Origin of the sequence: Sphingomonas naasensis (genome assembly GCF_004792695.1) — a bacterium.
Lineage (GTDB): Bacteria > Pseudomonadota > Alphaproteobacteria > Sphingomonadales > Sphingomonadaceae > Sphingomonas > Sphingomonas naasensis.
This window is the reverse complement of the sequence record NZ_SRXU01000006.1, coordinates 79,565-92,205: the sequence shown is the minus strand read 5'-3', so window position 1 is coordinate 92,205 and position 12,641 is coordinate 79,565. Positions and strand designations below refer to the sequence as shown.

The 12,641-nt window shown below is 68.2% G+C and carries 9 protein-coding genes; 3 read left to right on the top strand and 6 right to left on the bottom strand.

Features of this window, described 5'->3' with window-relative positions; genetic code table 11:
• Positions 1-96: 96 nt before the first annotated feature.
• Positions 97-1,539, bottom strand: coding sequence for a hypothetical protein (locus E5A74_RS14020; RefSeq protein ID WP_135986020.1), 1,443 nt, complete (start codon positions 1,537-1,539; stop codon positions 97-99).
• Between the two features lie 90 nt (positions 1,540-1,629).
• Here E5A74_RS14020 and E5A74_RS14015 point away from each other — a divergent pair, with 90 nt between their 5' ends.
• A complete protein-coding gene (locus tag E5A74_RS14015; protein WP_135986018.1) occupies positions 1,630-2,109 on the top strand; it encodes a PilZ domain-containing protein in 480 nt (159 codons plus the stop codon).
• A gap of 256 nt (positions 2,110-2,365) precedes the next feature.
• Here E5A74_RS14015 and E5A74_RS14010 read toward each other — a convergent pair whose 3' ends face one another.
• On the bottom strand, positions 2,366-4,081 hold the full coding sequence (locus E5A74_RS14010; RefSeq protein ID WP_135986016.1) for a glycoside hydrolase family 43 protein: 1,716 nt from the start codon (positions 4,079-4,081) through the stop codon (positions 2,366-2,368).
• Positions 4,078-5,568 carry an MFS transporter gene (locus E5A74_RS14005; RefSeq protein WP_135986013.1) on the bottom strand — a complete coding sequence of 497 codons (1,491 nt, stop codon included), beginning with the start codon at positions 5,566-5,568 and terminating at the stop codon, positions 4,078-4,080. Before E5A74_RS14005 ends, E5A74_RS14010 begins: the two co-directional genes overlap by 4 nt.
• Before the next feature lie 112 nt (positions 5,569-5,680).
• Here E5A74_RS14005 and ada point away from each other — a divergent pair, with 112 nt between their 5' ends.
• Positions 5,681-6,721 carry a bifunctional DNA-binding transcriptional regulator/O6-methylguanine-DNA methyltransferase Ada gene (ada, locus tag E5A74_RS14000; protein WP_135986011.1) on the top strand — a complete coding sequence of 347 codons (1,041 nt, stop codon included), beginning with the start codon at positions 5,681-5,683 and terminating at the stop codon, positions 6,719-6,721.
• Complete coding sequence (locus E5A74_RS13995; protein WP_135986009.1) at positions 6,718-7,185, top strand: DUF1203 domain-containing protein; 468 nt, start codon at positions 6,718-6,720, stop codon at positions 7,183-7,185. The genes ada and E5A74_RS13995 overlap by 4 nt, the downstream gene beginning before the upstream one ends.
• 1 nt (position 7,186) lies before the next feature.
• On the opposite strand, the gene E5A74_RS13990 is transcribed toward E5A74_RS13995, so the two are convergent.
• The 3 genes from E5A74_RS13990 to E5A74_RS13980 form a co-directional block, all read right to left on the bottom strand.
• A complete protein-coding gene (locus E5A74_RS13990) occupies positions 7,187-8,728 on the bottom strand; it encodes a S1C family serine protease (RefSeq protein ID WP_135986007.1) in 1,542 nt (513 codons plus the stop codon).
• 94 nt (positions 8,729-8,822) lie between these two features.
• Positions 8,823-10,358 (bottom strand): hypothetical protein, encoded by a 1,536-nt coding sequence (locus tag E5A74_RS13985; RefSeq protein WP_135986005.1) that lies wholly within the window; start codon positions 10,356-10,358, stop codon positions 8,823-8,825.
• A gap of 79 nt (positions 10,359-10,437) precedes the next feature.
• Positions 10,438-12,600 (bottom strand): primosomal protein N', encoded by a 2,163-nt coding sequence (locus tag E5A74_RS13980; RefSeq protein WP_135986003.1) that lies wholly within the window; start codon positions 12,598-12,600, stop codon positions 10,438-10,440.
• Between the last annotated feature and the right edge of the window lie 41 nt (positions 12,601-12,641).

The following is a 12,641-nucleotide window of genomic DNA, read 5'->3' as shown; positions in this document are numbered from 1 at the left end:
ACGGGGGCCAATACAGGCTTCGTCCGATCACGCTGCATGATGCCTCGCTGGGGGCGCATATGGCAGCGAGGCTGACCAAAGTCAAGATTGCCGGGATTATGGGAATAAGGCAGGCCGAAACTGGAGGCGGATCGCTTCGATCTGGCCGTGGAGCGAAGGGTCCTGATAAATGCAGCGCCCGCCGAGAATGCCGGCGCAGAGCGGCGGGGTCGCGGTCCGGAAGATCTCCGAAATCAACGCGTCGCTCATCACGCGATCCGCGAAGCCGGCATAGCGCAGGTTGATGAGGCGGGCGAGCGCAAGTGGGGCGATCCATGATGTTTGCGGCGCGCTGATCGGCTCGAGCGCGAGTCCGAAGCCGTCGATCTGAAGAAGCGGCGTGCTGTTATAAGCGAAGGGGCGGACGGGCAGGACGCCGGTGTTGAGGAAGATATCGGCATCGCCCTGAGCGGGCCAGCCCTGGAATGCGCTGTGATCCCCGCGGCCCGATGCATCCAATCCGGAGTTCAGGGTCGTGAAATAGCCGGCGCGCAAGCGATTGGCGTAAGCGGGCAGGGGCTGGTCATAGGGCGCATTGTGGCTGCCGTCATTTTCCGACGCGGCTTGTGCGGTCATCACGCCCGGTGTCGCGAACAGAGCGGTGTAGATCGGCGCATAGGCCGCGAGCCTGTCGCGTAGCACGGCTTCTGCGGGCAGCGGCGTACCGCACGCTGCTTGCCAGCCGTCGCGCAGCACCTCGAAGGTGTGGCCGCCGCTATAGTTCACGAAACGAACATTGTGGGCGCGCATCATGGCGACGATCTCGTCGGCGGCATGTTGAGCCGTTTGAACGAGGCGCGTCTGCGCCGCGGCTGAGCCGGAGGTATCGCAATATTCGGCATGCGCGATATCGGCGAGACGGATCGAGTCCATCAACACCAATGGCTGGGCTGGATTGGTGTCGGCGATCAGCGAAAAGACGTAGCTGCCATGGCCGACATTGTCGAAATCCACTTTGGCATAGGATGTGGAAGCTGCCTCGCGCAGGCTCGACAGGCGCTGCGTGGCGATGTGATCGGGCCCCGAGAACTGATCGAGCACGTTCCAGAGCGTCGCGGGAACACGCCATTGGGTGCCGGCCGGAGCCAGCGCGCCGCCCACGCCAAGCCGGAAATAGCCCTTGATCCGCTTGCGGAAGCGTATCGCGCGCACCGGGAGGCGCGGAAGATCGTCGACGATCAGGATCGCTTCGCCGCTGTTCGGCACCATTTCGAAATCAGCGGAGGAATAGGCGCGATCGGCCCATGCGCAATTGCCGGCGCCGTCGCGGAAGCAGGTGTCCGCAAGGATGGCGGTGCGAGCTTGCGCGATTTGCGGAGCCAGCGGGTCGGTCGGGGTAGGTGAGGGGCTTGGTGTAGGGCTCGGGCTGGGCGTGGGTACGGGTGGTGTGGTGACGCCGCCCCCATTGCCGCCACAGGCGCCGAGCAGGACAAGCGGAGCGAGGACAAGCGCGCGAGCATGGACCATCATCGGGGCTTGATGCTCGAACCGAAATGCCACCGCGACGATAGTGCGACGAAAGCGGTTTGTCGCACTATCCGTTAACTACCTCGGCGCTAAAATCCTCGCTACGGTGGAGGAGTAGGCAGCTTGTTGGTTGCGCGTCTGGAAGTTCTTGGCGAAGTCGATCAGCGCGGGGCGATCCGCTTCCATGTCGCGAGCGAAAGCACGCTTCGCGGTGCGGATGGCCGGCCGTTCGAAGTGCTGGTCGACAATTTCTCGCGCACCGGCTTCCTGTTCGTCTCGGAAGAGGAGATTCCGCCGGGCACGCTGATCGCGATCGGCCTGTCGGGCGCAGGCTCGCGCGAGGCGCAGGTGATCTGGCGCGAGGGGCGGCGCCATGGCTGCGAGTTCCTCGTGCCGCTGCCGCAGTCCAAGATGGCGCGCGCCTTTCAGGGCCAGGCCGATGTCCTCGCCAATCTCGAGGCCGAGCTGCGCAAGCGGCTGCCGATGGCGCAGCCCCGCCGCGCCGCCGCCGGGGCGCCGGAAGCGTCGTCGCCGCCGCCCGTGGCGGGCAACCCCCGCAAGCAGAAGCTCGTCGACGCGATCCGGCAGTTTCTCGACAACTAGGCCGCGAATTCGGACTTCATTCCTCCCGCAAGGGGAGAAGGAGCTTCCGCTTCGAATCCGCCATCTTGCAATGTAGGATTCCGCCTGCTTGCCTCGCCGCCGGTCCGGCAGCAGCCGGCCGCGCTCTTTGACGCCGTCGATTCATCCTACAGCATCCGGCAACAATATTTCCTGCTCGCGCAACGCGAGAGTCGTTCTACCGCGACTCTTGCGACTCTAGCCCGGCGAAACCCTACAAAATGCCGGTTTCGCCTTCCTACACATCGGCCCGTGCCGGATCGTCGCGATAGGGCCGCTCGCGATAGTCGAACCAGTCGAAGTCGGCGGCCAGTCCGGTCCCGGCCATGTCCTGGCAGGCCATGCCGATGAACGCCCCGGTGAAGTTGGGCAGGCCGGGCTGGCTCGCCTCATCGGAGAGGATGCTGGCGTCGAATTGCTCGGGCAGCCAGATCCAGTCGCCGCCTTCGGGGCGGAAGGCGAAGCGCAGCCGCTCGTAATCGACCTCGACGCGCAGCTCGATCCTGCCTTCGGGGATCGCGATCGGCGGCGTGAAGGCGTCGGCTTGCGGCGAGTCCGGCAGCGCCGACATCACCCGGATATGCCGGCCGATCGCCTCGTCATGGCTGACATGGAGGTAATGGAACTTGCTGCCGTTGTAATAAGCCACCAGCCCCGCGGCCTGCTGGAAATGCGCGGGGGCGAAGTCCATCGCGCAGCTGGCCGAATAGCAGAAATCCTGCTGCCGCCGCGCGACCAGCGCCTGGGTGAACAGGCTGCCGATCGTCTCGCGGCCATGGAGGCGCAGATGGCCCGGGCGCTCGGTCAGGCTGAAGATGCGATCGGGCTCGGGGGTGCGCAGCCATTGCAGGTCGAGCGGCAGTTCGGCGTCGTCGAAGTCGTGGCGCGTCGCGGTTTCGCGCCCCGCCGGATCGTTGCCCGCGGAAAGGCCTGGGCCCAGCCGCGGGCCGCCGGCGAAGCGGGGGTGGCGCTGCATGCCTGACGGCGGGGCAGGTGCCGCAAGCGCCGCGGCCTCGAGCACCGGCAGGCCGCTGCGATCCTCGGTGTAGAGCCAGTCGTCCTCGCCCCAGACCATCGGCTGAAGCGCGGTCTCGCGGCCGAGCACGCAGCGCCCGCGATTGGGGAGGGGGCGGCCGCAGAGATAGGCCATGAAGGGGCGGCCGTCGGGCGTCTCGACCAGATCGGCATGGCCGGCGCGCTGGAGCGGCGCGTGGGGGCGGGTGCGGCTGCTGAGAATATAGGTGTCGGGGTGGAGCGCGTAGGGCCCGCGCAGATCGCGTGACCGCGCCATGGTGACGGCGTGGTTCCAGCCGGTGCCGCCCTCGGCGACGAGCAGATAATACCAGCCGTCGCGCCGGTAGAGATGCGGCGCCTCGGTGAGGCCGAGCGGCGTGCCGGGGAAGATGTTGGTGCGCTCGCCGATCAGCCTTTGCGCTTCCGGCGAATATTCCTGCAGCACGATCCCGGCGAAGCGGTTGCGGCCGGGGCGATGGTCCCAGAGCTGGTTGACCAGATATTTGCGGCCGTCTGCGTCGTGGAACAGCCCGGGGTCGAAGCCGCTCGAATTGAGGTGGACGGGATCGGACCAGTCGCCGTCGATCGTCTCGCAGGTGACGAGGTAGTTGTGGAAGTCGCGCAGGCTCGCGCCCGATGCCCCGCCCACGGTGGTGCGGCCATAGCGCTTCACATCGGTGTAGATCAGCCAGAAGCGCTCGCCGTCATGGCTGAGGTCGGGCGCCCAGACGCCGCAGCTGTCGGGATCGCCGCGCATGTCGAGCTGGCTGGCGCGGCGGAGCGGGCGGGTGATCAGCCGCCAGTTCGCCAGATCGCGCGAATGATGGATCTGCACGCCGGGAAACCATTCGAAGGTCGAGGTGGCGATGTAATAATCGTCGCCGACCCGGCAGATCGAGGGGTCGGGGTTGAAACCCGGAAGGATCGGGTTGCGGATCATGCGGTACGGTGCCTCCGGGCGCGGATTTCGATGGCGAGGCCGAGCAAGGCGAGCGCGACGCCGAAGCCCCAGATGCCGCGCATCGCGATCGGCACCGTGCACGCGCTCCAGCTGGTGAACAGCGTGCACTGCGTCGGCGCGAGGCCGCTCGCATAGAACAGCGTCAGCCCGGCGGAGAGGATCACGCCGAGCAGGATCGGGATCCAGCCGCTCTCGCTCCCCTGGTCCTCGCCCGGCTTGCGCACCAGCGTCCACAGCAACGCGGCGGCGATCAGGTCGAGCACGCCAAGCGCGACGAAGAAGGGATTGTACCCGATCCGCGCGACGAGCGCGCCGATCAGCAACGTGAAGATCAGCACGCCGAGATTGGCCAGCGTCCCCGCCATGCCGGCGACGGTGCCGACTTCGTTGCGGCGGAACAGGTCGCTCGCCATGGTGATGCAGGTCACCGACAGCGTCTGGTGCGCGAAGGCGCCGACGCTCAGCAGCGCCACCGCGGCGACGGGGTTGGTCACCCCGCCGACGAAGATCATGCTCGTCATCAACAGCGCGCCGAAGCTGAAGGTCCAGCGCCGCGCGTCGATCAGCGCGATGCCGCGCCGCTCGAGCCAGAGCACCAGCGCGGGGCCGAACAGGCAGCCGATATCGGCGGCGACGAAGGGCAGGACCACGGCGATCGCGAGCTCGCTCAGGTTCAGCCCGCGCACTTCGCTCAGATAGAGCGGCAGCCAAAAGGTGAGCGTCGCCCAGGTCGGGTCGGCGAGGAAGCGGGGCAGCGCGATGCCCCAGAAGTTGCGCCGCCCGAGCAGCGAGAGCACCGGCGGCTTGGCGTCCCCGGATGCCTGGACATGCGCTTCCTGTCCCGACCGGATCAGCGCGCGCTCCTCGTCGGAGAGCGCGCCATGTTCTTCGGGGGTGCGGTACCAGAGCAGCCACAGCACCACCCACAGCAAGGCGAGGGCACCGGCGACGTAGAAGGCCGCGCGCCAGTTCCACCAGCCGATCGCGATCGCCACCAGCGGGCCCGCGATCGCGATCCCCGCCGAGGCGCCGAGATTGTAGATCCCCCCGGCGAGCCCGCGCTCCTTCGCCGGAAACCATTCGGAGACGACCTTGAGCCCGGCGGTGTGCGAGGTGCCCTCGGCGAAGCCCAGCCCGCCGCGCAGCAGCGCGAGGCCCTGCCAGTTCGTCACCCAGCCATGCGCGAAGGTGAGCAGGCCCCAAGCGGTGGCGAAGATCGCCATGCCGCTGCGCAGTCCGATCCGGTCGAGGATATAGCCGACCACCGGCTGGAGCATGATGAATGCCTGAAAGACGCCGGTGACCCAGCTATATTGCTCGCGGGTCATCGGCACATCGGCCTGGAAGGCGTCGGTGGCGACGACGACGCCCAATGTCTGGCGCACCAGATAGTTGATGATCGTGCCGAGCATCACGATCGCGATGATCCACCAGCGCAGCGCGCGGGTGCGTTGCCAGAAGCCCATTGCCTCTCCCTTGCGCCCGTATCCGGCGCTGTTAGCGCTACCGGTGCCGGGGTTTCGCTTTGAGCGCAAGCCGCGGGATGTGGCGCACATCGTCGCGGCCTATATCGGTGGCATGAGCAAGCAACCGACCATCAGCGACGAAACCGCCTGGGCGGCGTTCGACGCGCGCGACCGCGCCTATGACGGCCGCTTCATCGTCGCCGTGACCACCACGGGGATCTATTGCAAGCCGACCTGCCCGGCGCGGCGGCCGAAGCGCGAGCATGTGCTTTTCTTCGGCGACGCCGATGCGGCGCGCTCGGCGGGCTTCCGCGCCTGTCTGCGCTGCAAGCCGGATGAAGTCGGCCGCGATCGCATCGCGGTGGCCGAGGCGGTGGCGCTGATCGAGGCGGCCGAGGAGCCGATCGGGCTGGAGGAACTCGCCGGCCGGGTCGGCTATGCGCCGCACCATTTCCAGCGGCTGTTCAAGCGCGCGACCGGGGTCACCCCGGCCGCCTATGCCCGGGGGCTGCGCGCCCGCCGCGCCGCCGCCGCGCTGACCGAGGAGGAACGCGTGACCGACGCGATCTACGAGGCCGGCTATGCCGCGCCGAGCCGGTTCTACGAGACCGCCAATGCGCGGCTCGGCATGACCCCGAGCGTGTGGAAGCGCGGCGGGGCGGGCGTGACGATCCGCTGGACGATCGCCGGGACCAGCCTCGGGCCGCTGCTGATCGCGGCGACCGATAAGGGGCTGTGCCGCGTCGCCTTCGACGAGGATTCGCTCGCGCTGGCACGGCGCTTCCCCGCCGCCGAGATCCAGCCGGGCGGCGCCGCGCTGAGCGAACTCGCCGCACGCGTGGTGCGCGAGGTCGAGACGCCGGGGCGCGACACCGACCTGCCGCTCGACGTGCAGGGGACCGCCTTTCAGGAGGCGGTGTGGCAGGCGCTGCGGGCGATCCCGGCGGGCGAGACGCGCAGCTATGCCCAACTCGCCGCCGAGGCCGGCAATCCGCGCGCGGTGCGCGCGGCGGGGACGGCGTGCGGCGCCAATCACGTCGCGGTGCTGATCCCGTGCCACCGCGCGCAGCGGGCCGATGGCAGCATGGGCGGCTATGCCTATGGCGTCGATCGCAAGCGCGTGCTGCGCAAGCGCGAGGGCGCGGGGGAATGAGGTTCGTCATCGCCGGGCTGGATCCCGCCCCGTTCCGCCGCTTCTACGGAATGTCGGACGATGCGCTCGCCGCGGAGCAAGTCGTGCGGATGACCGCCGACAGCAAGCCGGGCTTTCCCTGCCGTGTCACGCTCGAGGATGCCGAGCCGGGCGAGACGCTGCTCCTGCTCAACTACGAGCACCTCCCCGCGCCGGGGCCCTATCGCTCGTGCCACGCGATCTTCGTGCGCGAAGGGGCCGAGACGCCAGCACTCTATACCGACGAGATACCGGAGCAGCTTGCGACTCGGTTGCTGTCCGTCAGGGCGTTCGATTGCTACAAAATGATGACAAACGCCGACGTGGTCGAAGGAAATGCGATCAAGCCGGCGATCGAAGCGATGCTGGCGGATCCGGCGGTCGCCTTTCTCCACATCCACAACGCCAAGCGCGGCTGCTTCGCCGCACGGGTCGATCGCGGCTGAGCTATTTGGGCGTCGCGGCGGGCGGGCCCGACGCCCCGGGGCTGCAGCTATAGACGAGCTTCTCGTTATAGACCGAAGGCAGCGCCGCGCGCAGCGCCTGTTGCTGGGTGGCGAGGCTGGCGCGCGCCGCCTGATCCGCCGAGCAGGATTTGAGCGGGACGCTCGCGCGGAGCTGGCGTGCCTTCTCCATCTGCGCCGAGGTCAGCAGATAGCGCGTGTTGGTGTAGATGCGGTTCGCCGGATCCCAGACCGTCACCGAGACCGTCTGATCCTGATCGGGGACGAGGATCCGCTGCCACGTCGCGCCCGATTCGGCATATTGGGTGCGGCCGTTGATGCAGCCATCGGCGCCGACGTCGAGATCGACCGTCTCGGTCTGGCTGACCGTGACGCGGCTGCGTTCCGGCACGATCGTGCAGCTCATCCGCCCGAGCGCGGCCGGCGCCGGGAGCGCCGCGCCGGCGCTTGCCTTGGGCACGGGAAGAATGCGCGATTCGTCGAAATCGGGGCGGGTCAGGAACAGCACGACCGCGCCGAGCATCAGCACGCCGCCGCCGGCCGCCAGCCAGATCGCCTCGCGCCGGCGATCGCGCGAGAGCAGCAGCCCCGCGGCGCCGAGCGCGAGCGCGCCGAAGACGAGCAGCACCGCGGCGCCCGCCATATGGTTCTCGCGGCTCACCACATTGCGTGCACGCGCCTGCGCGATCGCGTCGGCGCGCTCGCCGGCGCTCTTCGCGGCATCGGCGCGCGCGCGCTCGTCGGCGTCGAAGCGCGCCTTCTCGTCGGCGTTGCGCTCGAGCGCCAATTGCTCCTCGACGCTGGTGCACGGCACATTGACCGTGGCGAAGGGCTGCTTCGCGCCCTGCAGGAACGCCGCCAGCTCGTTCCCCGCGATCGCGAAGGCGAAGGTCGAATCGCCTTCGTCGGCGCGGGTGATCGCCGAGTTGACCCCGAGCACGCGTCCGCAGCGATCGAGCAGCGGGCCGCCCGAATTGCCGCGCGCGATGTTGGCGGTGTGGAGCAGCACGTTGGTGCCCTCCAGCATGCGGTTGCCGGCGAAGCCGCCCTGCGAGCGGACCGGCGACAGCGGCTTGATGAAATCCGCCGCCGAGCGGACCGTGGCGAGATCGACATTGCCGGGATAGCCGAGCGCGATCAGGCTCTCGCCGTCGCCCGGGGCGCCGGTGTAGAGCGTGAGCGGGGGCAGGCGGACGCCGCTGAACTCGATCAGCGCCAGATCGCGCTGCTGGTCGATCGCGATCAGCTTGCCCTGCCACGACTTGTCGCCTTCCGAAGGGACGACTCCGATGACGACATTGCCGGGATAGCGATCGGCCAGCTCGACGACATGCGCGTTGGTGACGATGCGGTTGGGCGCCACCGCGAAGCCGCTGCCATGGCCGAAGCCGACCACCTCGTCGTCGACCACGGCGATGGTGACGATGCGGACCACGCCGCGCGCGGAGGCCGAGATATCGTCGGCGCGTGCCGGGCCGATGCACGTCAGCGCCAGCACGACCATCATCAGCAAGCGCCGCACCATCGACCCGCAACCTTTCGTTCTGCGTCGCGCTTTCGGGCAAAAGCGGCGACGGTTCAAGCGCCGAGGACCGCCACGGCCCCGGTGCGCGGCGCCGTCAGCCGCCTTTCTTCTTCCCGTCCTTCTCTTTCTTTTTCGCCTCGGCCTCGGCGGCGGTCAGGGCCTTCAGCGCGGCATCCTTTCCGTCCGCGTCGAGCGCCTTGATGATCCTGAGCGCGACATTGTCCTCGCTCTGATGCGGGCCATAGGCGATTTTCTCGAACGCGATGCGGGCCGCGGGCAGATTGCCCTGCTCCAGAAGCACCCGGCCGGCCATCATCCGCAAATCATCGTCATAAGGAGCATAGACATAGGCGCCGATCACGCCGTCCATCGCGGATTTGGTCGGCGCCTGTCCCGCCGCTGCGAAGCTCTCATAATAGAGGATGAGCGGCTGGGAATATTCGGTGTCGAGCTTGTTGGCTTTGACGAACCAGTTCCGGATCGATTTCCATTTGGCGCCATCCGTGACCTTGGCGGCCTTGGCGATCTCCATCTGCGCCATGCCCTTGTACAGCAGCGCGTGGACGGAATCGGGCTCGACCGCGAGCGCGCGATCGGCCGCCGCTTCGGCGGCGGCATAGTTCTTCGCGTCGAACTCGGCCTCGGCGAGCTCGTTCTGGGCGGGGGCGTCATTGGGATAGGCGGCTGCCGCCTTGCGTGCCCAATCCGCGACCATCGGCGCGCGTTCGGCATCGACGCCGCGCTGGGAATAGATGCGCGCCTTCATCGTCGCGGCCTCACCCGGGGTCAACTTGCGCAGGGCGACCGGACCGGTCTTCACCTTGTCCGGCAGTACTGAGATCGTGTCGAGCGTCTGGCGCCTGCCATAGGCGTTGAGCTTCGAATCGAGCTGGCTCAAATTGCCGAAGGCGCGATTGGCTTCGTCGATCGACTTGCCGGCATTCACCGCCTGAATATAGGCGATCAGCTCGGCGGCGTGACCGCCGAGCAGCGAGTAATGCGTCAGCAGCCAGCCGCGGCCGTAGAGCGTCTGGGTATCGATGTCCCGGTCTTTCGGATCCAGCTGAAGCATCCGCTGCGCCGGCATCGTCGACGTGCGCGATATGCCATAGGCGCGATATTCCGGCGCCTTGCCGATGATCAGCGTGCCGTCCTTGCGGAAGAAGGCGGTGCCGACGAACTCGGCGAATCCCTCGACGAACCATTTGGGGAACACCACGCTCGGCCAGGTGGCGAACATAAAGCTATGGCCATATTCGTGCTGCAGGATCGTCTGCGCGTCGAGCGGGCCTTCGCCGCTGTCGCGGGGCACGAACGCGACCGGGCCCGACGCCTGGGCCTTGAAGAAGCCCGCGGGACCGCGGCCGCCGTAAAGGCTTTCGATCTCCCTGACATTTTCCACCACATAGACCTGGACGCGCAGATGCGGACTGAGCGGCTTGTCCGGTGTCCCGGTGATGAATCGCAGCGTCTGATCGAATCGTTCGAGTCGTTCGATATAGGCCTTCAGCTCCGCCGGATCCTCATCGGCATAGACCACGAAATGCCTCGAGCTCGCCTCATGCCATTCGGCGCGCGCGAGCGCAGGCGCCACCAGAAGCGTGGCGGCAAGCAACAATTTGCGAAGCATCGATTTTTTCCCCCGAATCGCGTCATCCTATAAAGCTGGCCGCGGAGCAGCAAGCGGCGTCGTCTGCGACGGCTCTCGCTCAGAGAAAGCTGTAGGGATCGACGTCGACCGCGACGCGCACCCTGGCGCTCCATTCGAGCGCGCCGAGCCAGTCGCGGATCATCTCCTGCACCGCGAAGGCGCGGCGGGCATGGACGAGCAGCCGGAAGCGGTGGCGGCCGCGCAGCATCGCCAGCGGGGCGGGAGCGGGGCCATAGACCGACATCTCGTCATGCTTCGGCGCGGTGCGCCCGATCATCCGCGCGGTCTCCTCGGCGGCGGCCTTGTCCTCGCTCGACACGATGATCGCGGCGTAGCGGCCATAGGGCGGCGCGCCGGCGTCGCGCCGGGCTTCGGTCTCGGCGGCGTAGAAGGCGGCGCTGTCGCCCGAGACGAGCGCCTGCATCACCTGCGCCTCGGGAGCGTGCGTCTGGATGAAGACATGGCCCGGCTTCTCGCCCCGGCCGGCGCGTCCGGAGACCTGCATGATCTGCTGGAAGGTGCGCTCGGCCGCGCGCAGATCGCCGCCGTCGAGTCCGAGATCGGCATCGACCACGCCGACCACGGTGAGGTTGGGAAAATGATAGCCCTTGGTGACCAATTGGGTGCCGATGACGATGTCGATATCGCCATGCTCCATCCGCTGGACGAACTCGGCCGCCTTGGCCGGCGACCACAGCGTGTCCGAGGTGACGATCGCGGTCCTGGCGCTGGGCCAGAGCAGCGCCGCCTCGTCGGCGATCCGCTCGACCCCGGGGCCGCAGGCGACGAGGCTGTCCGGCTCCTCGCATTCGGGGCAGATCTCGGGCGTCGGCACGGTGTGCCCGCAATGATGGCAGGCGAGCCGGCGGATCAGCCGGTGCTCGACCATCCACGCGGTGCAATTGGGGCATTGGAAGCGGTGGCCGCAATGCCGGCACAGCGTGAGCGGGGCATAGCCGCGGCGATTGAGGAACAGCAGCGACTGCTCGCCGCGCGCCAGTGCCGCGTCGATCGCGAGGATCAGCTTCGGGCTCAGCCAGCGGCCGCGATCGGGCGGCTCCTTGATCAGGTCGATCGGCTCGATATCGGGCAGTTCGGCGGTGCCGAACCGGGCGGGCAGCTTCAATTCCTCGTAGCGGCCGAGCTCGACCTGGTGGCGGGTCTCGATCGCCGGCGTCGCCGAGGCGAGGATCACCGGGCAGTCCTCGAACTTGCCGCGCATCACCGCGACGTCGCGGGCGTGATAGTGGACGCCCTCCTCCTGCTTGAAGCTGGTCTCGTGCGCCTCGTCGACGACGATCAGCCCGAGATTGGGATAGGGCAGGAACAGCGCCGAGCGCGCGCCGACGGTGACCAGCGCCTCGCCGCTCGCGATCGCGCGCCACGCCCGGCGCCGCTGCGAGGTGCGCAGCCCCGAATGCCACGCCACCGGCTCACAGCCGAAACGCTGGGCGAAGCGCGTCAGGAAGGGTTCGGTGAGCGCGATCTCGGGGAGCAGCACGAGCGTCTGCCTGCCCGCGGCGATCGCCGCCGCGATCGCCTCGAAATAGACTTCGGTCTTGCCCGATCCGGTGACGCCGTCGAGCAGGAAGGGCTGAAAGCTGGCCGCGCCGACCGACTGGCGCAGGATGCTCGCGACACCGTTCTGTTCGGCGTTCAGGTCGGGCGGGCCGAAATTGGGGTCGGGGAGCGGATAGGGGCTGTCGGTGTCGACGGTCACCGCCTCGATCGCGCCGACCTTGCACAGCCCGCGGATCACGCCTTCGGAAACGTCGGCGATGGTGGCCAGCTCGCGCACCAGCCCCTGCCGCTCGCCGATCCGCTCGAGCGCCTGCGCGCGCTGCGGGGTGAGGCGCTCGGGGGCCAGCCCGGTCGCGCGATATTCGGTGATCGTCGGCGCGGCCTCGAACGCCGCCGAGGTCCGCACCGCCATCGCCAGCACCGCCGATAGCGGGCTCAGATAATAGTCGGCGGTCCATTCGACGAGGCGGCGCACGGGCTCGGGGATCGGCGGCGCATCGGCGACCGCGAGCAGGTTGCGCAGGCGATTGTCGCCGATCTCCTCGGTCGGCAGCCGCTCGGGCTCCCAGACCACGCCGGCATATTGGCGCGGCCCGATCGGCGCGACGACGATCGACCCTGGTTCGACCGCCATGCCTTGCGGCACGCGATAATCGAGAGGGCCGAGCGCGGGATGAAGGACGAGGACGCGGGCGCGCATGCCGCCCTCATATGGGGTTTTGAACGCGAAACGGAATCCCG

Coding starts and splice junctions, on each gene's coding strand:
- E5A74_RS14010 (WP_135986016.1), bottom strand. CDS start 4,081: ATGATCCGCAACCCGATCCTTCCGGGTTTCAACCCCGACCCCTCGATC.
- E5A74_RS14005 (WP_135986013.1), bottom strand. CDS start 5,568: ATGGGCTTCTGGCAACGCACCCGCGCGCTGCGCTGGTGGATCATCGCG.
- ada (WP_135986011.1), top strand. CDS start 5,681: ATGAGCAAGCAACCGACCATCAGCGACGAAACCGCCTGGGCGGCGTTC.
- E5A74_RS13995 (WP_135986009.1), top strand. CDS start 6,718: ATGAGGTTCGTCATCGCCGGGCTGGATCCCGCCCCGTTCCGCCGCTTC.
- E5A74_RS13990 (WP_135986007.1), bottom strand. CDS start 8,728: ATGGTGCGGCGCTTGCTGATGATGGTCGTGCTGGCGCTGACGTGCATC.
- E5A74_RS13985 (WP_135986005.1), bottom strand. CDS start 10,358: ATGCTTCGCAAATTGTTGCTTGCCGCCACGCTTCTGGTGGCGCCTGCG.
- E5A74_RS13980 (WP_135986003.1), bottom strand. CDS start 12,600: ATGCGCGCCCGCGTCCTCGTCCTTCATCCCGCGCTCGGCCCTCTCGAT.